Source organism: Leptospira ognonensis, from assembly GCF_004770745.1.
Classification (GTDB): domain Bacteria; phylum Spirochaetota; class Leptospiria; order Leptospirales; family Leptospiraceae; genus Leptospira_A; species Leptospira_A ognonensis.
In genome coordinates, this window is sequence record NZ_RQGD01000039.1 from 58,952 (window position 1) to 85,616 (window position 26,665).

The 26,665-nt window shown below is 41.2% G+C and carries 25 protein-coding genes; 19 read left to right on the top strand and 6 right to left on the bottom strand.

Annotated features, from left to right (window positions below):
• Position 1: 1 nt before the first annotated feature.
• The gene (locus tag EHQ58_RS15115; protein ID WP_135624744.1) at positions 2 to 643 is read right to left on the bottom strand and encodes a hypothetical protein; all 642 of its coding nucleotides are present in this window, start codon (positions 641 to 643) and stop codon (positions 2 to 4) included.
• Between EHQ58_RS15115 and EHQ58_RS15120 the strand changes: the two genes are divergently transcribed.
• A complete protein-coding gene (locus EHQ58_RS15120) occupies positions 642 to 1,673 on the top strand; it encodes a sodium:calcium antiporter (protein ID WP_135624745.1) in 1,032 nt (343 codons plus the stop codon). The genes EHQ58_RS15115 and EHQ58_RS15120 overlap by 2 nt on opposite strands.
• Here EHQ58_RS15120 and EHQ58_RS15125 read toward each other — a convergent pair.
• Positions 1,666 to 2,454, bottom strand: a complete 789-nt coding sequence (locus EHQ58_RS15125) for a DNA-processing protein DprA (RefSeq protein ID WP_135624746.1) — start codon at positions 2,452 to 2,454, stop codon at positions 1,666 to 1,668. The genes EHQ58_RS15120 and EHQ58_RS15125 overlap by 8 nt on opposite strands.
• Positions 2,455 to 2,640: 186 nt before the next feature.
• Positions 2,641 to 3,531: a tetratricopeptide repeat protein gene (locus EHQ58_RS15130; RefSeq protein ID WP_135624747.1), complete on the bottom strand. Its 891-nt coding sequence runs from the start codon at positions 3,529 to 3,531 to the stop codon at positions 2,641 to 2,643.
• Between the two features lie 51 nt (positions 3,532 to 3,582).
• Between EHQ58_RS15130 and EHQ58_RS15135 the strand changes: the two genes are divergently transcribed.
• The 9 genes from EHQ58_RS15135 (at position 3,583) to EHQ58_RS15175 (ending at position 11,130) form a co-directional block, all read left to right on the top strand.
• Complete coding sequence (locus tag EHQ58_RS15135) at positions 3,583 to 4,005, top strand: GNAT family N-acetyltransferase (RefSeq protein WP_135624748.1); 423 nt, start codon at positions 3,583 to 3,585, stop codon at positions 4,003 to 4,005.
• A 2-nt stretch (positions 4,006 to 4,007) separates the two neighbouring features.
• On the top strand, positions 4,008 to 4,781 hold the full coding sequence (locus tag EHQ58_RS15140) for an SDR family NAD(P)-dependent oxidoreductase (RefSeq protein ID WP_135624749.1): 774 nt from the start codon (positions 4,008 to 4,010) through the stop codon (positions 4,779 to 4,781).
• A 3-nt stretch (positions 4,782 to 4,784) separates the two neighbouring features.
• Entirely contained in the window at positions 4,785 to 6,113 is a 1,329-nt protein-coding gene (locus tag EHQ58_RS15145; RefSeq protein ID WP_135624750.1) for a DUF445 family protein, read from the top strand.
• Positions 6,114 to 6,247: 134 nt separating this feature from the next.
• Entirely contained in the window at positions 6,248 to 6,637 is a 390-nt protein-coding gene (gene lsa14, locus EHQ58_RS15150; protein WP_246047384.1) for an adhesin Lsa14, read from the top strand.
• 5 nt (positions 6,638 to 6,642) lie between these two features.
• Positions 6,643 to 6,966, top strand: coding sequence for a TRL-like family protein (locus EHQ58_RS15155; RefSeq protein ID WP_135624751.1), 324 nt, complete (start codon positions 6,643 to 6,645; stop codon positions 6,964 to 6,966).
• Positions 6,963 to 7,295 carry a TRL domain-containing protein gene (locus EHQ58_RS15160; protein WP_135624752.1) on the top strand — a complete coding sequence of 111 codons (333 nt, stop codon included), beginning with the start codon at positions 6,963 to 6,965 and terminating at the stop codon, positions 7,293 to 7,295. The genes EHQ58_RS15155 and EHQ58_RS15160 overlap by 4 nt, the downstream gene beginning before the upstream one ends.
• A gap of 2 nt (positions 7,296 to 7,297) precedes the next feature.
• Positions 7,298 to 8,344, top strand: coding sequence for a hypothetical protein (locus tag EHQ58_RS15165; RefSeq protein ID WP_135624753.1), 1,047 nt, complete (start codon positions 7,298 to 7,300; stop codon positions 8,342 to 8,344).
• A gap of 149 nt (positions 8,345 to 8,493) precedes the next feature.
• Entirely contained in the window at positions 8,494 to 9,954 is a 1,461-nt protein-coding gene (locus EHQ58_RS15170) for a hypothetical protein (protein WP_135624754.1), read from the top strand.
• A 222-nt stretch (positions 9,955 to 10,176) separates the two neighbouring features.
• A complete protein-coding gene (locus EHQ58_RS15175; protein ID WP_135624755.1) occupies positions 10,177 to 11,130 on the top strand; it encodes an outer membrane protein assembly factor BamD in 954 nt (317 codons plus the stop codon).
• A gap of 62 nt (positions 11,131 to 11,192) precedes the next feature.
• Here the strand turns inward: EHQ58_RS15175 and EHQ58_RS15180 are convergent, their stop codons facing one another.
• From EHQ58_RS15180 to EHQ58_RS15190, 3 genes are read right to left on the bottom strand one after another with little or no spacing between them, the layout of a single operon-like run.
• Entirely contained in the window at positions 11,193 to 12,008 is an 816-nt protein-coding gene (locus tag EHQ58_RS15180; RefSeq protein ID WP_135624756.1) for an Lp29 family lipoprotein, read from the bottom strand.
• A 10-nt stretch (positions 12,009 to 12,018) separates the two neighbouring features.
• Positions 12,019 to 14,148 (bottom strand): ATP-binding protein, encoded by a 2,130-nt coding sequence (locus EHQ58_RS15185; protein ID WP_135624757.1) that lies wholly within the window; start codon positions 14,146 to 14,148, stop codon positions 12,019 to 12,021.
• A gap of 4 nt (positions 14,149 to 14,152) precedes the next feature.
• Positions 14,153 to 15,523: a DNA gyrase subunit A gene (locus EHQ58_RS15190; RefSeq protein ID WP_135624758.1), complete on the bottom strand. Its 1,371-nt coding sequence runs from the start codon at positions 15,521 to 15,523 to the stop codon at positions 14,153 to 14,155.
• A gap of 80 nt (positions 15,524 to 15,603) precedes the next feature.
• On the opposite strand from EHQ58_RS15190, the gene EHQ58_RS15195 reads away from it, so the two are divergent.
• From EHQ58_RS15195 to EHQ58_RS15235, 9 genes are all read left to right on the top strand, one after another.
• The gene (locus EHQ58_RS15195) at positions 15,604 to 16,479 is read left to right on the top strand and encodes a hypothetical protein (protein WP_135624759.1); all 876 of its coding nucleotides are present in this window, start codon (positions 15,604 to 15,606) and stop codon (positions 16,477 to 16,479) included.
• Positions 16,476 to 18,035, top strand: a complete 1,560-nt coding sequence (gltX, locus tag EHQ58_RS15200) for a glutamate--tRNA ligase (RefSeq protein ID WP_135624760.1) — start codon at positions 16,476 to 16,478, stop codon at positions 18,033 to 18,035. The genes EHQ58_RS15195 and gltX overlap by 4 nt, the downstream gene beginning before the upstream one ends.
• A gap of 142 nt (positions 18,036 to 18,177) precedes the next feature.
• Positions 18,178 to 18,747, top strand: coding sequence for an ATP-binding protein (locus EHQ58_RS15205; protein ID WP_246047385.1), 570 nt, complete (start codon positions 18,178 to 18,180; stop codon positions 18,745 to 18,747).
• Positions 18,748 to 19,851, top strand: coding sequence for a glycosyltransferase (locus EHQ58_RS15210; RefSeq protein ID WP_135624761.1), 1,104 nt, complete (start codon positions 18,748 to 18,750; stop codon positions 19,849 to 19,851).
• 3 nt (positions 19,852 to 19,854) lie between these two features.
• The gene (gene polA / locus EHQ58_RS15215; protein ID WP_135624762.1) at positions 19,855 to 22,668 is read left to right on the top strand and encodes a DNA polymerase I; all 2,814 of its coding nucleotides are present in this window, start codon (positions 19,855 to 19,857) and stop codon (positions 22,666 to 22,668) included.
• A gap of 88 nt (positions 22,669 to 22,756) precedes the next feature.
• Complete coding sequence (locus tag EHQ58_RS15220; RefSeq protein WP_135624763.1) at positions 22,757 to 23,542, top strand: GNAT family N-acetyltransferase; 786 nt, start codon at positions 22,757 to 22,759, stop codon at positions 23,540 to 23,542.
• Positions 23,542 to 24,603 (top strand): hypothetical protein, encoded by a 1,062-nt coding sequence (locus tag EHQ58_RS15225; protein WP_210412837.1) that lies wholly within the window; start codon positions 23,542 to 23,544, stop codon positions 24,601 to 24,603. Before EHQ58_RS15220 ends, EHQ58_RS15225 begins: the two co-directional genes overlap by 1 nt.
• Positions 24,604 to 24,695: 92 nt before the next feature.
• Positions 24,696 to 25,376 (top strand): biliverdin-producing heme oxygenase, encoded by a 681-nt coding sequence (locus EHQ58_RS15230; RefSeq protein WP_135624765.1) that lies wholly within the window; start codon positions 24,696 to 24,698, stop codon positions 25,374 to 25,376.
• Between the two features lie 6 nt (positions 25,377 to 25,382).
• Positions 25,383 to 26,636, top strand: coding sequence for an MFS transporter (locus EHQ58_RS15235; protein ID WP_135624766.1), 1,254 nt, complete (start codon positions 25,383 to 25,385; stop codon positions 26,634 to 26,636).
• The last annotated feature ends 29 nt before the right edge of the window (positions 26,637 to 26,665 follow it).

Genomic DNA, 26,665 nt, shown 5'->3' on the forward strand with positions numbered 1-26,665 from the left:
CTCACTCCCATTCGATCATCCGCACTACATCTTTATAGCACTCCTCTCGTATGAGACTCTCTCCTTTGATCGGAGGGAGCCCAGAATACCAGGAGCCCGTAGGAAACTTTAAATCAATCCAGTAGGAAAAGAGATTGGCGGTGCCATTATTATTTTTAACAGACAGATTCAGAAGATTGATGTCCGCAAGTCCTGTATCCTTGTAAAAGATCTCTCCATTTTTAGTCCGGATGCGTACTCGCTTGGGCCTTGCCTCAAAGGAAATTCCTTTTTTCTCTTCTTTCTTTTGTTTTAGTTCCCAGCTATCTATTTTTACCGATTCCACTTCCTCCCATTTCAATTTCTTCTTGTATTCGATTCCATCTTTTAGGTGCGAAAATTGAAAGCCCTCGCCCATACCGTCTGCTTCCCCGCGAATCGTTCGTCCATCACAGAGAGTGAGTGTTTGCACGGATGTTTTTTTCTCACGTAGATCCCCTCTTGCATCCCGATCGTCTTTTTTTTCTTCTGAGGGTGATGTAGGTAAGGTCGGATCTTTGGGCGCGCGCGGCTCGGAGGATAAAATATAGAACGGGAAGAGTAGGATAGATAAAAGAAAGAGTCGAAAAAGGTTTGGGGAGATCATAGACTGGCGTTTACCCATGGATGAATTCTTACACAATAGCTTTCAAGCATTTCCACTCCCACTTCTCATACTGGTCATTGTCGCGTCTATCCTTTGTTTAGGAAAGGCCGCTGATGTACTCGTTGATGAAGCAGTTTCCCTTTCCCTGAGATGGGGTGTTCCGAAGATGATCATCGGTGCCACACTTGTAAGTTTGGGAACCACTTTGCCAGAGGTCTCGGTATCCGTGCTGTCCGCACTCGAAGGCAATCCTGGAATCGCTCTCGGAAACGCTGTCGGTTCGATTATTTGTGACACAGGCCTGATACTTGGCATCGCCATATTAATTTCCCCACCAAGCATTGACAAACGTTTGGTGAACCGCCAAGGTTGGATACAAGTCGGTGCAGGATTTTTGTTGGTTCTTGCAGCCATCCCTTGGTTTGACCTGGGATCGATGTTCACAACTGGCGGACGGATCACACAACTCACAGGTTTTGTTTTTCTTGCACTCCTTCTCCAATACATCTATCTCAGCATCAGATGGTCACGTAGTAAACCTGGTGAGTTAGAAGAAGGCCTTGATGATACAACAGAGATTGATACTTCCTCACTCGTTATTGTCATCATCAAACTAGTGATCGCTATAACAGTCGTCATACTCTCTTCTCAGGTTTTGATTCCAGCCGTAGAAATCACAGCCAAAATTTTATACATTCCTGATGCGATCATTGGCGCGACTCTCGTGGCTTTTGGGACATCGTTACCAGAACTTGTGACCGCCATCCAAGCTTCGCGGCGAGGTCATTCCGAACTAGCCATTGGAAATATCATAGGTGCCGACATCCTAAATGTTCTGTTCGTATCTGGTGCTGCCGCTGCCGTTACCTCTAATGGACTCGAAGCACCGGTCAACTTTTTCCAATTCTATTTTCCAGCCATGATCTTAGTTTTACTTGTGTTTAGAGCCGGGATTGCCATGTCAAAAGATACCATCAAACGTCCTATAGGTGTGATTCTCCTCATCATTTACCTGATCGCAACGGTTGCGGGTTACTTTTTCAAATAAACTCTACAAAGTATGCGCCTCGACCTAGAGGCGTAATATTTTTTTTTCTTTTAAAACTTCTTTCACTTTCTGCTAATTTTTTCCATTCCTCGCTGACGAGTAGATTCTCGCCGAAAAAATTTGGTGTTTCGATCTTGCCGATTCCATCCGCGAGTACGGACCAATCCAATGATTCAGCACCATCACTAAGCAGCTGTTTGCCGCCTTCATTATCAAACTGTAGCTCGTGATCAAATACATGGATCTCGCGATTTTGAGAGAGTGCACTCATAGCTGTCGATAGTGTCCCCGATTTTTTGCCGGACTCCATGATATATACATCTGTGACAAGACCCGAGATGAGCCGGTTCCGTTTCGGGAAAGTCCACCTAGCCGGCTCTGTAGGAAAAATAAACTCCGATAGTAGGAGTGCGTTCGTTGAAGATTTGATTTGTTTGTAAAGATCTCGATTCCCTGGAGGATATTCTTCTTCAATGCTTGTTCCAAGGATTCCGATGACAGAAATCCCTTCAGACATGGCAACCTCAAACGACCGCCTGTCGATACCTAACGCCAAACCTGAAACAATACTCAGTTTAGGGATGTGCTCTCTCAGTTTCAGGACAAGTAATTTTGTGGCAAGGAGGGAAATCTGAGAAGCCTTCCTTGTCCCGACAATCGCGATGTGGTGTTTTTTTAAGAGAGAAAGATTACCAAGATACGAAAGCACAAGCGGTGGATCGTAGATTTCTCGAAGTAAGCTAGGGTAAGCAGGATCGTAGACATCAAGGAGACTGGGCATCTCTCGATTTTGAAATAGGGAACATTCCCTCTCAAACTTCACTCTCTCAGCGGGTGAAAGTAACTGTTTTAAACGGACAGAAAGGGCGTGAAGGGAATCGCATTCTCGCCAAATTCTCGTTCGATGACAAAAGGCAGCGATTCTAGGATGCGAAAAATACTCGCGAGGATACACCTACCAATAGGTCTAAGGATTTTGGTTTTGGCTCCGGATTTTATCTAAATTTTTTAAAACGTTTTGATAGGAAATATTTTCATTTAAAGATTCTTTAATGGCACCCTTATCTTTCATTTCCTCTAGCATGGATTTGATGCGAGTGTATTCCGACTTTGCAATATCTATCTTCCCGACCTGGTATAAAAAATTCGCTCTTGCAAATCTTGCAGGCACATTATAAGGTTCGATTTTTAATATTTGATCGAGTAAAATAAAGGCATCATTCAATTCATCAAAACCATCATTGATTTTACCAGACCATGCCTCTCCTTTTAGGGAGGAGTCAAAATAAATAAGCGCGAGCTGGAAAGGAAACCTAGTATCTTTGGGATCCATTCTTGCTAGTTGTTTAAAAAGTCCTATGGCACGTTTTCTCCTCTCTGGTTCCCAACCCATATCTTTAGATGCATTGGCAAAGGCGATGGCTGCCTCATATAGCAATTGTTTATCGAGCTTTACCATAAGCATTGCTTTTTCAAAATAAGGAAGTGCGGATTCGAAATTATGAATCTCAAAGTCTTGGTTTTTTAGTTCTTCCCCAATGGCTTGCTTGTAGTATTTGGAACCCATTTCGAAGGAACCAGATCGCATATAGCCGCGAGCGATCTTCCAGGAAAGAGCCCCCGCTTGATTTGATTTTTGGACGAGCTTACGTATCTTTCCGTCCATCTCTTCGATTTCTGCTTCTTCTAAAGCTAGCTTCTCTGACCAATTCACAAGGTCCGACTCAGCAGGCGGCTTTATGGCATTCTTTTTGTCCCAGCGAGATTTCGTTAGATTTTGCCAAACATCACAAGATGCAAGGGGGAACAAGAGGAGCAAACAGATAAAGGGAAAGGTTTTCTCCATTTTTCTTCTCATAATGTTCGAATTTAGTTTCTTTCTTATGCCTGGCTAGAAAAAAATGAGATTATGTCTCCTAGTTTTCAGCTGGTATCGGAAAGTCAGTGGCCCGAGCTCTGTGAATGGGATTCTCTCTGTTTTCCCGGAGAAGCCTGGAATGAAAAAATGTTACGAACTCATTTGGAATTCCATGCAGGTTATGTTTGGCTGGAAACAGAAGTAAAGGGTTATGCCCTCATTTGCGAAACCCCCTGGGAAGTTGAAATCTTTAGAATCGCGACTCTTCCCACCTATCGGAAACAAGGTGTTGCAAAATCAATTCTTGCTCATTTGTTTTCTACCTTTCCGAATAAAGATATTTTTCTCGAAGTAAAAGAACAAAATTTACCTGCCATCAATTTATATAAGAACATGGGATTTCGCATTTTAGAAACTCGCAAAAATTATTATCCTGATGGATCGACAGCAATTTTAATGACAAGGAAACCATAAAAATGAAAAACGCATACGTTACGGGAGCCTCACAAGGCATCGGAAAAGAATTTGTTCGCGCACTTGCAAAAAATTACAATGTAATTCTCGTCTCACGCACGATAGCTGATTTAAACAAGGCCATTGCTGAAATCGAACCAACAGCCAAAGGTTTGCTCACTGCTCTATCCTTTGACCTTTCCAAAAAAAAATCTCAAGAAGATTTAGCCAAGATCCTTGAAAAAGATCCTGATTTCGAGCTGCTCGTAAACAATGCTGGGTTTGGTACGGTCGGTGAGTTTGCTTCTCTTGACTTAGAAAAAGAATTGGATGAGATCAATTTGAATGTGAAAGCACTCGTAACTCTCACACATGCGGCTCTAAAAGAGTTTAAGAAAAAGAAAAAAGGCTATATCATCAATGTGGCCTCGGTTGCAGGTTTCCTACCGGCACCAGGTAGCGCCATTTATGCGGCAACAAAAGCCTTTGTGAAATCCTTTACAGAAGCCATCCACGAAGAAGCACATCCACACGGGATTTATGTCCAAGCACTCTGTCCTGGTCTCACTCACTCTGATTTTCACCAGCGAGCAGGGATCGAAAAATCCAAGTATCCTTCTTTTATGTGGCAAGATGCCTCTGAAGTTGTGGAGGAATCACTGAGTGCACTTCGTTCCAATAGCGCAGTCTGTGTCACAGGCACTGTCAACCAAGGTGTGGTTGGATTGACAGGACTTTTGCCGCGCTCTTGGGTCAGAAAGGGTGCCGGGAAATTTATGGATACGAGCGGAAAATAACGAATGGATGTTGCTAAACTAGATTCCTGGTATAGAAAATCCCTCGTTGTTTTTTCCATCCTCGCAGGAGGTGCGCAACTCTATTGGGAAGGAAACATCTGGGTAAACGCTTGTTTTGTGATCCTTATGGCAGGGGTTGTTGGCTACTTTACCAACTTTCTGGCAATTAAAATGTTATTCCAACCAAAACACGGGACCGTGCTCGGTTGGGCGGGACTTGTTCCAAAAAACAAACCAAAAATCGCAAAGTCACTTGGAGAGAGCATCCAAACCAATCTTCTCCATCCAGATATCATCCTCGCCTACATCTACGAACGTAACTTAGTCGAATCTGGTCTCCAAAAAATTGCAAAAGAAATCGATGAAGCACTTCATAATGATGATATTCGTGAAATTTTAGTATCTAAGATCATCACCTTACTGAAAGAACGTGGCCCAGAAATTTTAGGTGTCATCTTTGATTTCTCTGAAGAGACCATCAAAAAAATGGCGGCCCGCCCGGAAGAAGTACAAAAACTCTGGGTCTATACCCGCACGAAACTCACGGAATATCTCACCGAACAAACAAACCGAGAAGAAATCGGAAACCAACTGCGTGTCCTGTTATTAGAAGAAATGCCAAAACTTGCTAATATGTTAAATGATGGCCTGGAAGAGTATTTAAAAAGCAGAAACACTCTTGGCAAAATCGGGATTGGAGTGAAAAAAATCTTCTCGTTTAACGACGAAGCCATTCGTGAGCTCTTACAAAGATTTGTCCAGGATCCAGAAACCTCTGACCAGTTTATGAAAATGATGGATGAAGTCATGGGAAGGCTCCAAGAAAGACTCAATTCAAAAGAAACACAGGATTTCATCACGACCAAGATTTCCGATTGGCTATCAGCCAGCGGGGATTATGCGAGACAAAACCTTTTACCTACAGGAATCGAGAGATTACAAAGCTACCTTGATGATCCTAATAATTGGGAAGAAATCGATAAAAACTTCTTAAAGGCCATGGACTGGGTGATCAGGCGAGTACTCGAATTCATGAATAGCGAAGAAGGCAAGGTATATCTAAAAAAGAACATTGAGAAATTTGTTCACAAAATCAATGTTACTGCCCTTGTGGAAGAGCGAGTGATGGAACTAGATACCGACGAACTGGAAAAGATGATCCTCGACAATACGGGTGGCAACCTAGTCGTCATCCAATTTTTGGGTGGGATTTTGGGAATGATTGCTGGGCTCATCCAGGTCCATATTTATTTCGCTTTGCCTGTAGGTGGACTGATCGCTGTTACTTATATAGCGCATTACAGAAACAAGAAGAAAAATCCAGGGAATTGAGGTTAGCTTAACATAAAAGGAAATTTGCTACAAAATATTTTAAATCCTCACAGTTAACATTGAATTAAATGATTTGACCTGCTTAGGGCTAACACCAAACTAAGCAAACCCATACGAGTTTAGAGGTGTTAGGCTTGAATCCTTTTAATTTCTTACATTTAGGGACATTATTGTCCCTTTCCATGTTTTTCTCTTGTACTGGTCTCAATTTGATCACGTTACAAAACGCAGCTAATACGAATCCTACCCATGAGTATGCCAGTGCAGCACCATATAACAAGGGTGGATTCTTTTTCCATAGAAATTACACTCCTGGTTTCATCGGTCTGAATGCAGAGGGCACACTCGAGGCCGAAGCCTGCAACCATTCGGTCCTCTACCTCGTATCCTGGGGTGATTCAAGCATAGAAAAGGCAAAATCCGAAGGTAAAATCACGAAAGTTGCCTTTGTCGACTACCAACAGTTCGGGATCCTAAGTGGTTATCTCTATCACAGGTTTTGTTCCCTCGTAAAAGGACAATAAATCATATGAAAACAAGTAAGTATTTTCTCATCATTCTAATCTTCTTATCCCTTTCTCATTGCGCTACAGGCCCGACCATGGGTGGACTCTTTACCTCCATCACATTCCCCGGCCAGATCAATGCGGAAAACAATGTAAAGGTGACAAAAACAGCTAAGGGTTGTCAGTATTCCATACTCGGTCTGGTCGGATTTGGTAACGCAGGTGCAGGCTCGATTGCCTCTGAAAATGGAATCATCAAAATAGCGACCATAGACCATTCCTCTTTGAGCGTTTTGGGATTAACGTTTAGAAATTATTGTACAATTGTCTCTGGTGAACAAAAATGAAAATAAATCTATTTTTAATCTTACTCTTTTCGCTTTGTCTCAATTGCATCTCAGCACCCATGCAAAGCCTTCTTTTCACAAATGCGACCCAACATGTGAATGGGGACGTGACGGGAAACCAAATCACCTCAGCAAAGATTTTGAAATCGGGTAAGTCTTGTGCGGTATCTGGGCTGATCTTAAATATTTTCTATTTTGGCTCAGGAAACTCCATTGAAGAGGCCGCCAAAAATGCAGGCATCACAAAGATCGCACTCGTCGATCGCGACTCAGTCAACGTATTGTACAATCTATATTATAAAGAGTGTGTAATCGTTTGGGGAGAGTAGTCATGAAGCCTACTTGCAAGGGTTCTTCCCTTTTCGTAGTTTTTCTCATTTTCTCAAGCATCGCTATCTCTGCCAAAGACTTTGATACGACTTTAGAAAAACCGGATGTTTTGGTCAAACCAGACAAACACCGCATCTTTTTACGGGCCTTGAGTGGGGATGGTGCAATGATCACGCCAGCACAAGAGGAAATTCGCGGTGCTGACAATGCCCTAACCATTGCCAGTGTTGCCTCTGGGAGCCCGACACTCTATGCTTCTACGTTCGGCCCTCAATTCCAAGATGGCAAAACACTGGTTACATCCACGACAAAATTCGATCTTGAGTATCGCTTCGAAGATAAGTTTCGTTTTTTTTATGAAACGCGAAAGATCTCGCAAGATTTTGCGTACGGTAGCGTCATCGCTGGAGCTTTTAACTTACGAAGTGTACCTGTTAGTTATGTTGATACGCAAAAACGCATTGGCCTTGGATATTTTTTTCCCGTCCTACCGATGTTAAATCTTGGAGCGAGTTTAAGACGTGTGGAGTTGCAACAAACGACTGATTCCAATTTCACCGGCTTCTCTTCCTCCTTAGGATCACCAAGCATCACTTACTTTTCCGATTCCTCCCAAACGGTAAAGATGACTGGGTATGTTCCTGGTTTCGGGATTGAGTTTAAACCTCTTAGTTGGTTTGAAATTCATTTTCAGCATCTTCTTTATAACCTAAAGGGAAATGATAGCAGGTTTGATTCTTTGGTTCTTACGTCAAGGGGTCTGAGTGCGGTTGCCCTCTCGCTTGGTGAGGGTGGAGCCACTTATAAAGGCTATTCTCAGACGATCGACTTTGTCTTTCGCTATTCTTCTTGGTTTGCCACACGCTGGGGTTATACAAAGGAGAATTACTTGAAAACCAATAACGTTTATAGTTTCAGCAATCTTGACACAAACCCAGCTCTTGCAATTGGTTCTTCCATTTTTGTCCAGGCACTTTCGGAAGCGAATGTGAAGTACGGGTCCTATAATCTTACGATTGAGTTTTCAAAAGGTTTTGGTTCCAATTAACAATGGTTACTCGGATTTCTCGCGTCCTTGTTTGCATTTTTTTCGTTTGCTCTTTCTTTTTTTGCGAACCCATTAAAAAGAATTTAGAAACAGAAGAAATTGTTGGACTACTTTTCCTTTATACTGCAGCTAATAACTGCAATGTAGGAGTGAACGGGTTCTGGGCAGTCGATTTTTCTACGGGAGAAGACAAGTGTATCGCTGTCACAAAAAAGGCGGAAGGTTCAAGTGTCATCATTTATGAAGAAGATGGTCTGAGTGACCTGCGAGAATCTTACGGCATCGGCAATCCCAGTTATACGACCGTTCTCAATGAAATCAATAATGTCATGCTCGCCAAGGTCATCGCCGCCACAGGCGAACCTTCGGACATTAATAATGACAAAAAGATTGCCATCGTATTTGCAAATTTAAGCGGTAGCAGTTCTGGAAACACCTATGTTGCCGGCTATTTTAACCCTTTGGATCTCTTCAAATCACCTGGTTATGGAATCAGATCCAATGAAAGAGAAGTTCTTTTTATAGATGGTTTTTTACTCGTTGCCGCTGCTGAGGATTCTGCTAAAAAAAGCAAACCAAACGATTATTATTCAACCATTGCTCATGAGTTTCAGCACTTAGTTAGGTTCCCGTTTGAAATCGGCAAGGGTAACCTTACGGCACCCATTCCGTATCCAACCACCTACGCAGAATTATATGCGGTCACTTATACCGACGAACTTTGGATCAACGAAGGAACGAGTGAAGTTGTGAGCGATATCGCAGGTTACGGCCCACAATCCTCGCGCCTTGCTTGCCTCAGGTCCGATCCTTCTTATGGATGTGCGAATTCGATCAATGGGAAATCTCTTTATGACTTTATTGGTCGGATCAGTGACTATTCCTACTCCTATGCATTTATGAAATTTGTGTATGAAAATTCGGGAAACTCCGTCGACAAAAGAAATACATTTCTAAAGGCAACCATCCGAGGAACGACCTCAAACAGTAGTTTGCACGCGCGGGGAATGACTTCTCTTGGTTCTACCTACATTTCCCAAGCAGAAAAATATAACTCTTCGATTCTCTTAACTTTCAATGGTCAGGTCACCACTCGGCTCAGCACTGCTTTTCATGCCAATTTCTTTCGCTACCCGAACGCTACAACTACGGTCGCCAAATACGATCTAAGCTCAACAGATTCGGACCTAAGTTCGGGAACGGGAAATGCTCTTCTTACCACCTATCCCTTACCGACAAGCCTCACCCAGCTAACCTCTAATCCTTCGGTGATCAACCTAGTTAACAATTCACCTACATCTTTTGAGTTGGAACCTGGCCAAATGTTTCGCGTTTCAGGCACCGCACCTACTTTAACAGCAAAAACAAATGTCAATCTTGTGAAAAATGGTACGACAGAATATTTTATCTTTAATGGAGTCACGACAGAAACTTCTGGATATACGACAGCCACTACATCGATCCGTAGCGAAGACGAACCCACTGTGCAGTTTCCCTTAACAAAGCCTGTATGGTCACCTAGCAAAATTGATTCGGTAGCAGGCGTCGATCCAAGTAAGTATCTAAGAGATAGACATTTGTGGATGAGCCGTCGGGTGTTTGGTCAGTAAATTCAAATTGCTAAAACGCATTTTATTGCTAAAGAATTCATTTTTTGTAGAATATTCTAAATTTTTCTTTCCAATCAGTGAACACGGTTCACTGATTGGCGTATCTTCAAATTTGATTTTTTAATAAAGTCTTTCCGTAACAGTCATAAAATTCTTGTCCATTTCAATGTTAACCCAAGAAATCGACCTAAGTTGACAAACAAACAGATCTCAGGAGAACAAATGTTTAAAAATATACAGAGGAAGGTAGCCTGTTTGGCGGTTTTGGCCGTTTCCATCGGCTGCTCCTCACCCACCATTAAAGAAATCAATGATACCGCCGTTGCCATCGCTAAAGAAGCAAGGGATCTAAAAGCAGAGGGAAAACATGAAGAAGCGATTCGCCTCATCTCTGTAATAGAGGACTTACATCCCAATGATCCTCTCCTCCAAGAAATCCGAAATGGGGCTTCCGCAGAACAAATTGAAGCGGTGACTCCCTCAAAACTCTTAGGATACAATAAAGGAATCCGGGCAAAAGTGACTGCATCCACAGGAGAAAAAATTGCTTGGTACATTCCAGACAGAATTTTCGACTTCATCGACCAAGTTGAATTCTGGTTCAGTATCGGACCTCAAATTGGAGTCGGTGGGCACGTTACACGTGCGATCCAGGCGGAACTTTACACAGGTGCGACTGTCGCTGCAGGTTACGGCCAGAAAAAAATGATAGGTTTTCGATCTGAGGTTACTACAGAAATCGGACTCGGACCACTCGTTCTCGCAGGAGTTTTCGGTGGGAAAGCAGGAACTGGCGGTATCGCTTACAACGCAGAAGCACTCTGGTTGCACCTTCCCTCGGAAGCGATCTACCAAAATTACCGAGACTACTGGGGCATCGGTGCACACGCAGGCGTTGTTTTCTGGGGAGTGGAAGGCGAATACCATCCGATTGAAATCTATGATTTCCTAGGCGGTCTATTCCTATATGACCCAATGAATGATGATTTTGCTACGACGCGAAGGCTAAAATATACATCTAGGCAGTCTGGTCTCATTCGATCCTTCTCTAAAAACGTTGGTTCCCTAGAGAAAGAAGATTTTGATATGTATGCAAAGGATTATCCGAAAATCGTGATTCCAGGAACCACACCAGCACCGGAAGTGATTCCCGCTCCGGCACCGAAAAAAAGATAATCGTTAAAATCCAAAGACTTTGAGTTTAGCTTAAATTCGAAAAATCGAATTTAAGCTTTTTTTTACTTCTTCGTCTTATCCGTACTTTGGGAAACCAAATGGCGAAGAAATTCCCTCTCAAATTCTTCTACATGAATTTTATAAGCGTTGATAGGCGGAGTCTCCTGCTGGCTGAAAAAAGTTTGAAACCCTTCGTTTGGCCATAACCACCAAGCTGAGCGGATTAAATAATCCCTTTTATAATAGAAGGTGGATAAATAATTTAATTTGGAATCGTAAACTGCAAACGTAGATTCTGCGTTTGAAACTTCATAGATCGGAATCGTTCCCAAGGTTAAGATCCCAAAAAATCCGGTTATGCTATTGATAGCGTCTTTAGTCCGTTCATGATAATAAGGCGTATGCAAAGCTTGAATGATATAATCAGCATTTGATTTACGAATCATATACTTATCCTTTAGAGGAACAATTAATTTTTCAATCTCTCGTTTCCCGTCTGCCTCTGTTACTTTTAGATAAGCTAAGATGAAATTTTCTACATTTTTTTTATCAACAGAAACTAGGCTTGCGTCCTTAATTTCATCTACATAGACACCGTGTTTAAAAAAAGGATAACTACCGTTAGTGTAATCTAACTCAGCATAATACTCGTTTGATCTTAGCTTCGAAACAGTTTTTGCGATCTTATAACCTCTAAACCCAAATAAGAGTATCTTGGGTGGTTTTTTAGAGACCGCTAGAAGTTCATTCCACTCATCGCTGGCAGTTTTCGACAGTTCAGGGCGCAGTCTGAAATCGGATTCGTATGTAAACCGACTGCAAGAAAAAAATAGAAATTGGAAAATCAGAAACAAACTTTGAAAAAGAAACTTTTTCATATGTTTTTTTCTAATCTTCGATCACACTCATTGCGTATTCAGAAATCGCATCTCTTCTTTTTTCGGCAAAATCTTTATGAAACCAAAGCTCTTGGATATTCTTTGCAGTCTTCTTATTTGCGATCGTGATAACAGTCATACAATGATCGACCGCATATTTCATCGCTTCCTTGCCCGTTTCCCCAAGACCCTTGTTCCTTTTTTTTCTCGTAATTTCAGAACCGGATTTATTGACTCTGGCAACTAACTTATCGTAGTCGGAATCATCAATACAGAAAACGGTTTCCTTTTTCCCATCTTTCCACTTTACATCCACCTCAAAAAGGGGCGCTGCAGAAACAGCGATAAAACCTAGGTCAAAAAGTTCAGGCCAATACTCGTAGAAAAAAGATAACATCAACGACCGAATCGCATAACCATCAAAATCGGCATCCGTGATCACACTCAATTTATCATAGTTAAGCTCATCCACAGACTTCACCTTGGTATCCAGAGGAAGTCCCACAATGGCGACGATATTTTTCATCTCTTCATTTTGGAGAGCCTTAGCGAGAGACATTCCCTTACAGTTGAGAGGTTTTCCTCGTAAGGGAAAAAGACCGTGTAACTTTGGGTTCCTTGCTGGCCTGAGTCCGGCGATTGCCGAGTCCCCTTCTGCCACGAAGAGAATTCGTCCCTCATCGCTTGGTTTACCTGTAGGAGGCATCAGCTTAGGGATATTGTTTTTGGATGCCTTACGGAGGCCTTTCTGCGCGTCCTCGAGCTGTTTCAGCTGGGTTCTACGCTCCATCACCATCTTGATTTCTTCAATCAGGCCCGTTTTCTTGAGTAATTTCTCTAGATGCTTATCTACGCCCTTACGGATGTCTTCATTTAAGTCATTGATCAGATAGGACTTGTCTTGTGACTTAAAGCGCGGATTGAGAATGCGTAGGTTCACATACATATGGAAGCAGCTACGAACGTCATTTCGTGTACATTGGGTATTTAGTTTTTTCTCGAGTGAAACGATCTGTGATTTTTTTCTCACTTCATCACAAATTCTGTTTTCTAAATATTCAATCGCCGAGCCACCTTGTGGGCAAAAAATGGAATTGACCCAAGTCAGAGTTTTGTTTTGACCCACAACTACATACGTATCCATGGTGATTTGCGAAGCAGATGCCTTGTCCGCATAATCCATCTTATAGTAGACCATCTCTGAATTGCTAAAGATTTCATCGAAGCCTTTCTTAAATTTGTATTTTTCCTTGCCTGATTTGTGAATGAACACAACCTCAAGACCAGGGTTAGACATCGCAATGTCTTGCAAATATTGTTTCACCAGGGCAATGTTAAACGATACATCTAGATTGTTAAAATATGCCGGATTTAATTCAAATTCAACTGTCGTACCGTGATCTTCTTTTTTGGCATTTTCTACAACGGCTATCATTCCTGTTTTTTCCGAAGGTGCCTTTAGTTGTTTGATCTGCTCCGCTGAAAGACCTGGGCAGTCATTAAAATGACCATGTTCATCAAAATATAAAAATACACGTTCTAAATCGTCTTTTGAAAGCTTAAAGGATCGAATGACTTTTTTAACATCATCATGGATCGTGAAAGTTTTTTTATACGCCTTGCCGCCGTTAATGGTTTTCACTTTAAAAAAGCTAGAAACCATTCTCACGAGTGATATCCCCACACCATTCTGGCCTGCTACATGGTCTTCTTTGACTTTATCATCAAAGTTTTCCCCATACATGAGGTGCAAGTAAACACCTTCTGCATTGTCTGCAGGTATCCCACGACCATTGTCTTCGATCGTAACACGTTTGCGATCCGTAGATAATTGAATGATCAAACGATTCATCTTATCTTTTTCAGGGATTGTTTTATCGTTTAAATTTTTGCGATATTCATCCACGCAATTCATGCATGCTTCATCTAAACATTTGATTTTAGCAGGAATGTCGGATAACTCTTCGTGACTGATATCATAATAGCCAGAGCTATCTTTTTTAAAAAAATGTTGTTCAAAGGTAGAAAGGGAATTTTGGCCGAGCCACATCCCTGTTCTCATACGAACGTGTTCTACATTCGAAAGTTTTTTGAAATTACGAGCATTGGAGGAAGAGGCTTTCTCAGGTTTTGCTGCCATAGTATTACTTTGGATCCCACTTGGTTCTTAGTTCTTCGAGTTCTTCGATCATAAAACTAGTTAATTTTTTATCATCTTTTTGAAGTGTCGTATATTCTGTGAATTTTGTCCTAGCCTCGACAATGGCCTCTTCACATTTTCTCACTTCTTCTAAAGTCATTCGATAAACTGGGATCGAGGAGAGCCATTCAAAGTAAATGAACTTTGCAGCTTTAAGTTTTTCTTCAAACTCTTTCTTGGATTTAATGCCCGTTACTTTCTCGTTCCATTTTTCTTTGATAAAACGAATGAGTTCAGAATTACGATCGATCTTTTCTTTCTCAAGTCCAGCCAAACGTTTAAAACGACGGATGAGATGAATCTTTCTGAAATCACAAAAATGTTTTATGATTTCTTCAATGGAAAAGTTTTTAAGTTTTCCTTCATGTGTAATGACGTTGATGGTTAATACTTCGTTGTTTTCTTTCGAAAATAATTCTTTGATCTCTTTCTCGGAGGGAACTTCCCCTTTTCGAGCAATCAGTTCGATCTTAAAAGTTTGGCTCGAATGGTCTATATAGTCTTTTAGCCAATTGTCCTTTTTTTCGATGAGATCTTCTAGGTATTGGATGACCTTTTCTCTGTTCCAGTTCATCGGAGAATCGGTCAAAAAGAGTTTTCCGTCGATTTTTTTGAAGGCAAAGGTTGTCGACATGACAGTGGAGCCATTGTCATTTTTAGAGAGTTTTACTTCTCCCCCATAACCTTTGTACCATGGAGTGATCTTTTTGGCTTTCGCCGTTTTAAGATACGTGACTTGAGAATCAATGACTTCGCTCAATTTATGAGCCGGTATAAAACATCGAAATCCCGTAGCAATCCCTTGGATGCTGTTGAGTAAAACTAAAGGAACTTTTCCAACGAAGTGAATCGGTTCGTCCTCTGTCTCATCATAGTTTTTCACATAATCAATGTCTGGCAAACTCTCAAAAAACCCTAAATCTTTAGCAAAATCAGATAATTTAACTTCTGTATAACGAGGAGATGCGATGGCATTTGGGTCAAGCACGTCTCCGAAAGTTCCTTCTCCATGCACCAAAGGATAATTATTTGCAAATGCAAACTCCTGAGCCATCTGAGAGAGTGCATCCTGTATCGATCTGTCCCCATGCGGGTGGTATCCCATGGCAAGGCCTGCGACTTTTACTGTTTTTGTGTGCCTATTTCTTGCATCACTATTCCACATGGCCCATAAAATGCGTCGCTGAACAGGCTTTAAGCCGTCAATTTCATGCGGAATGGCACGTGAATCACACACGTAGCGAGAGTATTTTCTTTGGTCATCGTGGACCTGCTCTTCAAAGGGGCGCCTAGGATATTGATCTTCGTTCTTCATGATTCCAAATGACACAGGGATCGGGCGAATTGACTTGTCAATCCGTTTTCCCTTTTTAGATTGACGGTACGGTCTTATATATGTCCCCTAAAATGCCATTTTCCCCCCGAATCTATTGGCTTATTTACACTTTGTTATTTTTTTTCTTAAGCCAGTGTTCTTTCACCAAATCTCTGCTCAGAAAAGGCGGTTCGGAGTCTGCAAGCCAGGCCGTTTTGTGGAATAAATACCCGAAAAAATTGAACGCAAAATTCTATTCAGAGGGCTCTTCGTACTATCGATTTATCGAAAGAAATGGCAGTCAGAGCGGCCTAAAAATCGCAGATTGGGAGATCACATTTCTCGTTTTTGATAAGGACTTTCTAACTTCCGTGAAAGCTGCGTATCCGCAGACCGAAGAATTTCAATACAAATTGATTTGGCGTAAAAAAACAGGAACCTATACGCTTACAGAGAATAAAAAAGATTTCACAGCTTCATTCACCTTACTCGAGTCAGGTGCCGAGGCTAGTAACGATCTCAGTGACTTACTTAACAAATTAGGAAAAACAAAATCGGCATCCTTAAGCATTAGCGAAATGGCCAGTTTTTTTGTAGAAGGAACTGGCGCTTACCAGACATCGGAAACCATCCAGACAAGTGTGAAGTCCAGTTATGAATGGAAAAATGAACTCCCTTCCTCTGAGACGAGTCCACCAAGGAGTGTATTCCTTTTCACAAATGGCTCTGGTGATAAAACCACAAAATTTAGTTCTCCACATTACGACTTTTTCCAGCTCCAGTTTGAAGTTTCACCAACCGAACCGAACAAACTTTTTTATAAATCGATCTATGCCGATTCCAAATTTGAAATTTATTTTTTACCGCCTCTCGCAAATAATCTTACTACAAAACCTAAAGAACCCGTAGGACTCAAACGCATAGGCGATTACCTTCTCAAAGAGGAAACACCATGACAAAATCTAAAGTTCGAACTCGCTTTGCCCCATCTCCCTCCGGCTTTTTACATGTGGGAGGCGCACGTACTGCACTCTTTAATTATTTATATGCCAAAGCAACAGGGGGAACTTTTATCCTTCGCGTTGAAGATACCGACAGAGAACGCTCCACAGAAGCCTCATTTAAAATCATCCTTGAATCCTTAAAATGGTTGGGAATGGATTGGGCTGAAGGACCAGGAGTCGGAGGGCCGCATGGGCCGTACACTCAGTCAGAAAGACTCACCATCTATAAAGAACATACGGATAAGCTCATTTCATCAAAAAAGGCTTATCGCTGTTTTTGTTCTGCTGATGAATTGGAAAGCAAAAAGAAACAAGCAGAGTCTATGGGCATTCCCTATCTTTATGATGGGAAATGTTCCGATCTTACGGATTCAGAAATAAACGAAAAATTAACATCAAATACACCCTTCACGGTTCGATTTCGTATTCCAAATAAGATTGTCATCGTTGATGATATCATTCAAGGAAAAGTTAAATTTGAATCAAAGCTGATAGGAGATTTCATTCTCGTTAAATCTGATGGATTTCCTTCGTATAACTATGCCGTGGTGATTGATGATGCATTGATGGAAATTTCCCACGTCATTCGTGGTGTCGGCCATTTATCAAATACCCCTAGACAAATCCTAATCGGAGAAGCATTCGGGTTTCCGATTCCAAACTACGCTCACGTAAGCGAGATTGTCGGAACCGATGGTAAAAAATTATCAAAACGTGCAGGTGCAACCTCAGTTCTCGCCTTTAGAGACTTAGGTTATCTTTCCGAAACCTTGCGTAATTATATGGCGCTACTCGGTTGGACTTCCCCCGATGGTAAAGAATTTATGCCTGATGAAGAACTCTGTAAGATCTTTGATATCAGTCGTTGCTCCAAGTCTCCAGCAACCTTCGATGTATTTAAGAAGTTAAAAGAAGAGGAAAAAGAGACTGTTGAATTTAATAAGCTAGATGCAAATGGCCTCTCGGAATACTTAAATCCAAAATCGAAACTAAACTGGATGTCAAACAAACTCATTCGTGAGATCTCACTGGAGAGACTCGGAAAGGAAATGGTTCCATTTTTAAAAGATGCCAAGATCCCAGAAGAATACAAATCAGGTACCCATCCGGCTCTTCTTTCCATTTTAGATTCGGTACGCGTCTACCTTGACCGTTTCATCCAAGCACCACCTTACATTGAAGAGTTTTTTTTAGAAGATTTAACTTTTGAAAATGCGGAGGCCAAAAGCCTGCTTACCGACGGTAATGGAATTTCTGTCGCAAAAGCGTTCTATGCAAACATTTTGAGCTCCGAGACAAATGATGCAGATGCCTATAAGAATCTGATGGCGAAGGCAGGAGAAATGAGTGGTGAAAAAGGCAGAACCTTGTTCATGCCGATCCGAGCCATCACTACGGGGAAATCCCATGGGCTCGAACTACCGATTCTGTTTACCTTACTCGGAAAAGAAAAACTCGTAAAAAGAATGCAAATACTAGCAAATCAGGCAGGAATTCAGTTAAATTAGGATTTTTTTGACAATCAGAACGAATGTTACGCCATTTCTTATTTTTTGGCTTTTTTTTTAGAATATTTCTCGTATACTATGCAATAAAAGGAGTGGGAAACGAAATAACTTGGTCGGGACCGCAGAAACAGCTCAATTCGTTATGAACCCCTCTCCTGGTTCCTATGCTATGTTTCTTCCCCCCGACATGGCCTCAGTAAAAGTATTTCGTTCTGAGCTGAAACGAACACTTGCCGACAATCAATTTCCTCAGGCTAACATCATGCAAATCGAAATTGCCGCTGACGAAGCTCTGACGAACTCAGTAGCAGCTAACGTTTGCAATCATAGCGACGAGACGATCATCTGCAGATGGCGGATCGAAGGTTCAAAATTCATTTTATACATACTCGACTATGGTTCTGGGCTCCACAATGAGAACCCCATCGAAGAAACCGATAAAAATCTTCTTAAAACGAACTCCTCTCTTTGCCTTGCCACCTTTATAAATAACATACGAAATCACCAAGATAAAAAACCTGAGGCTTTACCTTATAATGGAAGCCACCAGAAACATAAGAATATGGGAAAAGGGTTGAAAATAATCAGTGCCATGATGGACTCCGTTAAGGTATTGTTTCACGGAGAAGGCATGGTGGGAGAAGCCCCCCAAGGTTTTAAAGTGATGGGATCAATTCTCACACTTGAATATGACCGAGCCAAACATTTATAATTGATCTTACATATTAATACCTCTCGCGAATGGCGAGGAGGCGAACAACAGTTATTCTATCTTGCACAAGGTCTAGCCTCCGAAAAAATTCCTCAAGGAATTGTCGGCATTCCTGGTTCACCTTTAGAAGAAAGATGCACCACAGAAGGATTTGAGTTTTTCCCTCTAGAAATGCGCGGGGAACTTGATTTCGCTGCGATCCGTGGCATCCGTTCCCTTTGTAAAACAAAGAATATTTCTCTCATTCACACGCATACGGGACATGCGCATACTTTAGCTCTTCTTGCAAAACGGAAGCATCTGAAAATTCCGCTTGTCGTCTCTCGACGAGTCGATTTTAAACCCGCTAAAAGCTTTTTCTCAAAGTGGAAATACAATCACGAAGCCATTGATTATTATCTTCCCGTATCACATAAGATACGTTCTATTATGATGGATGCTGGCATCAGCCCAGAAAAATTGATTACGGTGTATTCGGGTATTGATCTCAAGCGTTTTTCAAAACTTCCTTCTGCTGAATCAATCCGTGAAGAATTTGCCTTACCCAAAAAAACCACAATAATAGGAAATATAGCAGCACTTGTCGATCACAAAGACCAAGAAACATTGATTAGGTCCATATCGAAGATGAAAACACAACTGCCTTTTCAAGTTCTGATTGTCGGTGAAGGTAAGTTAGAAAAAAGATTAAAAAATTTGACCAAAGAATTGAATTTGGAAGATAAAATTCTATTTACAGGCTACAGAAAGGATATCCCGGAATTACTGTCCTTGTTTGATATTTTTACACTTACCTCGAAAGAAGAAGGCTTAGGTACGTCGGTACTTGATGCCATGGCAGCTGGTCTACCCATTGTCGCGACAAAAGGTGGAGGCATTGCAGAAATGCTCACACATGAAAAAGGTGCCTATCTTGCTGACGTTGGCGACGAGGAAGCGTTGGCGAATTACTATGATGATCTCGTAGAATCGGAAACCAAACAAACTCTATTTGGTTCTTTTAACAAAAATTCGGTGAAACGTTTTTCATATCAAAACACTGTCCAAAAAACTAAGCTGATTTATTTTTCATTACTAGGTGATTCTCTTTACGATAAGGTATAATTTATGAACCGGTTACTCATCATTGATGGCCATGCCCTCGCGTTTCGTGCCTACTTTGCCTTTGCCGCTTCTAATTTAAAGAATTCCATAACAGGTCTACCTAGCGGTGCCGTCTTTGGATTTTGGAGGATGCTCTTCAAACTTTTACAAGACGAAAAAGTATCGCACATTGCCTTCACTTTTGATCCTGGCACTCGACTTCATAGAAATGATTTATATGAAGCATACAAGGCACAAAGAAAACCGATGCCTGAAGATCTCAAACCTCAGCTTAGAGAAATTTACGAAATGATTCAGGCATTGGACTTCCCAATGTATAAAATGGATGGCATTGAAGCTGATGACATCATTGGTTCTTTATGCAAAAAATTTGCAAAAGACTTTGATCAAATTGTCATACTTTCGAGCGATAAGGATCTCTACCAAGTACTAGACAAAAACATACACATGTTACGCGGGAAACGTGGTGTATCAGAATTTGAACATATCAATCCAGAATGGGTAAAAGAAAATATTGGCATCACTAAAGAGCAAGTAAGAGATTATATGGGACTAGTTGGTGATACTTCTGACAACATTCCAGGAGTGAAGGGTGTAGGGGAAAAAGGTGCGGCGACCCTAATCCAAGAATATGGAAATCTCGAAACTATTTATAAAAACCTTAAAAACTTAAAAAACAAAGGCTTGATAGATAAATTAGAAGCAGATAAAGAAAAAGCGTTTCTTTCCCGGGAACTTGCGACGATAGTCACCAATCTCAAGTTAGACATTAAAAAATCAGATTTAAAAATACCAAATTATTATGAACCGGCGAAAGTACAGGTTTTCAAAGATAAAGGCTATAATGTTTTACATCGAGATCTTGCAAAACAAGCGGGCATAACTCTAGAAGATTCCGAAACAGGAAACACAAAAGCGGCAAAAAAAAGTAAAGGCAAAAAGTCATCGGAGTCCGAGCCTGTGGAAACTCAAGATGCAGCTGATAGCTCCCATCTGCGCACGAAAGACGACAGACAAAAGTATTCACGTATCAAAACGGTCGATGAACTTAAGAAAATTTTAAGTAAATTGGACCCAAAAAAAATACTAGCGATCGATACAGAAACTACTTCTACAGATCCAATGTCTGCCGAGCTACTTGGTATATCTTTTGCTACGGACTCGAATCGAGCTTACTATGTTGCAGTATCGCACGCTGAATCAATTTATTCTCACACACTCCCCTCATTGAAAGAAGTAATCGAAGCTTTCAAACCGATTTTAGAAAATGATAAGTTCAAAAAAATAGGTCAAAATATAAAGTATGATGTGTTAGTCCTTCGGAAATGTGGTGTGGAAGTACAAGGTATCATTTTTGATACAATGATCGCCTCATATATCCTAAAGCCTGGGGAACGTCGCCACAATATGGACGATATGGCTGTCGATTATTTGAATTACAAAACTTTCACCTATGACGAATTAGTGGGAACGGGCAAAAAGAAGCAAAATCTATACGATATTGATCCAGATATCGTATCGGATTATGCCTGCGAAGATGCTGATATCACGCTTCAATTGTACGATATCCTATCTAAAAAAATTGAGATTCAGGATACGAGCAATATTCTCCAAAAGATCGAGATGCCCCTTCTCTCGGTGCTTGCAAAAATGGAATATCAGGGAATTTTAGTAGAGCCAAACTATTTCGCCGGTCTCTCTGTAATCTTTGAAAAGAAAATTAAGGAACATGAAAAAAATATCCATTTTTACGCAGGCAGGTCTTTTAATATAAATTCTACAAAAGAACTGCAAGTTGTCTTATTTGAAGATCTTAGACTTCCTGCGGAAAAGAAAACTCAAACAGGCTTTTCAACCGACCATTCTGTTCTTGAATCTCTACAAGGAACTCATCCGATTATAGATGACTTATTATCGATTAGAAAATTTAACAAGCTCAAGTCGACATATTCAGACACTCTTCCAACTTTGATAAATTCCGAAACTGGTCGAATTCATACAAGTTACAACCAAACGATTGCAGCTACAGGAAGGCTCTCCTCCACCAATCCAAATTTACAAAACATTCCCATTAAAGATGAGGAAGGCCGACTTCTGCGAAAGGGATTCATTACTTCTCCTGGCTTTGAAATCCTTTCGCTTGACTATAGCCAAATCGAACTTAGAATCATGGCTCATTTTTCTAAAGATAAAAATATGATAGGTGCTTACAAATCTGGCGAAGACATTCACAAGCAAACAGCAGCGGGGCTGTATGGAGTCAATGAGAAAGATGTAACGCCTGAGATGAGAAACAAGGCAAAGATTGTAAATTTTTCGGTGATTTATGGTGTTACTTCCTTCGGGCTAGCGAACAATTTGAAAGTTTCTCGAAAAGAGGCTAAGGATTTTATCGAAAAGTATTTCCTTCAATATAAGGGTGTCTCCACTTACATGGAAGAGACAGTCAAATTCTGCAAAGAGAATGGTTATGTGGAAACCCTTCTAGGAAGAAAGCGCTTTTTGCCAGATATCAATAGTAAAAATAAAATGGCGAGTGAAGCCGCCAAACGCGTTGCAATAAATTCTCCCATTCAAGGCACTTCCGCTGACATGATCAAGATCGCTATGATCAATATTCAGAAGTTAATAGACAAACAAAGATTAAAGTCTCGTATCATTTTACAGGTGCACGACGAATTGGTCTTTGAGGTACATAGTTCAGAAAAAAATTCTTTTTACGAAATGGCAAAAAAGGAAATGGAAAATGCTCTTAAACTAAGTGTTCCGGTCACCGTTGAAGGAAAATTCGGTAAAAATTGGGACGAAGCCCACTAAAACTTCGTCTAAACTTAACGACTTTGTAACTGCACTGTAACAGTGGGGGGCTACTATGATTCCTAGAAAAAAGAAAGGTAGTCAACCTATGAAAGCCAAAACAACAACCCCTATCCTAAATAGAAAAGAACGAGTCCTTGAGGTACGCCTTGCAGGAAACCAACTAGAAATCGAACGAGCATTAGCTTTAAGATATGATGTTTTTAATTTAGAGATGGGCGAAGGGCTACCGCAGTCTGCTGCTACGCGAAAAGATAGAGATGAATATGATTTACACTGCAATCATCTCATCGTCATCGACAAATCAAATGAAGAAAAAATTGTCGGAACTTACCGCATCCTTACACGACAAATGGCAAAAAAGGGAATCGGTTTCTATAGCGAAAATCAATTTGATATCACTTCTATTTACAACTTACCAGATGAGATTGCTGAAGTAGGAAGAAGCTGTGTGCACCCTGATTACCGTGACGGATCGGTCATCTCTTTATTATGGCAAGGTCTTGCAGAATTTATGATCAAACAAGATGTTCGTTACTTGATGGGTTGTGGTTCTATTCATTCCACGGATCCCGAAATAGCATCTCAATCTTTTGCTTTTTTAAAAGCAAAAGAGGCGATTTCTCCAGATGAATTCAGAGTGTATCCAAACCCAGACTTTATCCTTCCTGGTTTCAACCCTGATTATGCCATTGAAGATCTGAAAGCGATCACAAAAAATATCCCTCCACTTTTGAAAGGATACATTCGTCTTGGAGCTAAAATCTGTGGCGTTCCTGCACTCGATTCAGTTTTTGGAACTACAGATGTTTTCATTCTCTTTGATAGAAAAGAAATAACAGAGAGATACGCTAAACACTACATGGGTGCATGATTCAAGTAGAGGAAATAGATTACCAATCGCCTAGCCGAAAGGACCAAATACGATTTTATCTATTTACCTTATTTCTTTCTTTTGGGATTTGTCTGGCATATGCATCTGGGTTTCCGCCTTACTTTCTAGGGTGGATCTCATTTGCCATTGCCGCATTTTCCGTTGCAGGCAATGACGCCGTTCAAACCATCGGTACTTTTTTTGAGAGTAAAAAATCCGTACATTGGGCCATTAAACTTTTTGTGCTCGGAGGTCTGCTCTGCCTCATACATCTTTTAGGATGGCTCCTCCATAACCAAGAGATCCATTTTCATCGGTTAGATTCCATTCCTGAGCCAAGACAGTTCAATCTGATCCAGCTTTTGGCTCCCGTCTTGTTGCTTGTCATCACTCGCCTCAGAGCTCCCGTATCGACGACTTTTCTCGTACTAGGACTGTTTGGTGGTCGCAGTGTCGACATTATGCTGACAAAATCTTTTTTCGGCTACGGCATCGCCTTTGTTTGTGCCATATTTGTTTGGGCCATACTTGCGAAGGTAGACCCTCACGAATACAAAGACGAACATACACCAGATCCAGCGTCTGAAAGGAAATGGGCGAGGTTTCAATGGCTTTCTACGATCTACCTTTGGATCGCCTGGCTCTTGCAAGATACTGCCAATATTGCTGTCTTCTTACCGAGAAAACTTTCTTTTCTGGAACTGAGCCTTGCGATTTTCTTTTTGATTTTTGCCCTTTACGTCATCATCCGAACGAATGGCGGCACCATCCAGCGCGTGGTTTCGGAAAAAGCAGATCTCAAATGGGCAAAAGCCGCAACCATTGTCGATGTGATATATGGTACCATATTATTTGGTTTCCAATGGATGAATACCATACCCATGTCCACCACTTGGGTTTTCCTTGGTCTCCTTGCCGGTAGAGAAATCATTCTCAATGTCACCACTTTGCGTGATCTACCCTACTTGGATACGTTCCGAAAGGTCGCCAAAGACGTACTTCTCGCCAGTCTAGGTCTCGTCGTAAGTATCGTTTTCATTTACATCGCCTCCCTCCTCTAAATAAAAAATCTTTACATAGGAACGATTGTCAGGAAATTGTCATTATTGAGATTGATTCTCAGGATTTATTAAATCCAAACAGGAGTAGCCAAATGTCGATTGCCCTAATGTTAAGAGAAGGAACCGCTGAAAAGCACCAAGAAACAGAGAAGGTTCCCTACCTTCGTGCCATCTTTCGAGGAGGACTGGATCCTCAAACCTACACGTACCAACTCGAAAGCCTGCTGTATGTCTATGAGTGTATGGAAAATCTGTTTCGAACACACAAAGAGGATACGATCTTATCTAAATTGTATTTCCCGGAATTATTCCGTGCCCAATCTCTGAAGAAAGATATAAATGCCTTTCAAACGAAATTTGGTGCCAAACTCCGGGGCTTCATTTCTCCAAAAACGCAAAGTTATATCGACCACATTGAAGCCGTCGCCAAAACAAAACCCAAGTTACTTGCTGCCCAAGCCTACGTCCGTTACTTGGGAGATCTCTCAGGTGGACAGGCCATTCAAAAAGTCATCGCAAAAACATTCTCTCTCTCGGAAGAGGAAGGCACAGAGTTTTATAAGTTCCCAGAGATTTCAGATCTGCAAGCCTTCAAGGGAGTCTATAGAACCGCACTCGACACTCTCCCTCTAGACGAAACGGAACAGGCGGAACTATTGACAGAGGCAAAGAAAGTTTTTGATTTGAATAAAGAGCTCTTTATTGAACTGGAAGCAGATCTCAAACAGAATATTGGCTCCGAAAAGTTTCAGATGTTATTGCCTGCGGGATAGTTAAATTTGAGTTTTCCATACACATTAATCACCCTCGTCTTTCTTTCCATGGTTCCAGTCACGATGATTGTACCTGTGGTGAAAGACGTCGTCAAAGATCGATTGCTCGGCACAAATCTAGACGTGGCATTTTTTACAAGTATCCCAATGCTTGGGTCGTTTTTGTTTGCACCGATCGCTGGTATTATTTCGGACCGATTTCAAAATCGAAAATATTTTATCGCGGCCTTTTGCTTCTTGGATGCGTTTTTATTCTACCTCCTAACGCTCGTTCAAGATATGAATTTATTTTTACTCATTCGCTTTTTAGAAGGTGCCTCTCACATTTTCATTATCGGCCTACTTTTGAGTTCTGCTGCTGATCGTGAAAACGACCCGTCAAACAAAAGGTATTATGGAAAGGGCGTACTCATGGGTATCACTGGGATGTTCCTATCCCTTGGAGGTGCCTTTGGTATGCCGTTAGGTGTTCTTGGTCGAAAGAATCCTCTCCTTCCGTTTTATGTAGGAAGTGGCATTTTAGTTTTTATCGGACTAGTCACACTGATCAAATTAAAGGATATAGGAATTCATACCCATAAGAAATTCCATTGGCAGCATCTCAAGAAAGCCGCATTCGAAAATCCTTACATTTTGATTCCTTTCCTCTTCAATTTTATAGACAGATTTACAGTTGGTTTCATCATCTCTTCCTTCAATATCCACCTCAGAGAGACCTTGGGATTCCATCCGGGTACGCTGGGTTTATTTCTAGGACTAGTTTTATTTCCTATGTCGCTACTTTCTTACCCTTCAGCCGTGCTTTCTCGCAAAACGGGAATTTTGCCCCTTGTGCTACTCGGCTCGACCATGTATGGCATATTTTTAGGGCTTGCAGGTACTACGAGTGAGTTTGCATATCTCTTCATATACTTATTGCTATGTGGTGTGGGTGCTGGCGTGATGTTTGTTCCATCCATGATGCTCGCAAGTAAGATGTCAAAACCTGGGCTCACCGCGACAACAATGTCAGCATTTACGGGCGTTGGATCGCTTGGATTTATGCTAGGTCCTATCGTTTCTTTCAATTTACAAGAGTTCTATTTAGTTCACCTCCCAAAGGAATATGCATTTCCTTCTTTGTCATTCACCTTCGGATTTCTGGAAATTTTACTGGTTCTAATCACGATTCCCTTCTTTAAGAAGATACTCACAAAAATCAACACCGCAGAAAAGGAAAGAGATGAGATATCACTTGCCAATTCTTCTGCCTTATTTTAGATTTAAGATATTAAAATTTACGAGGTGAA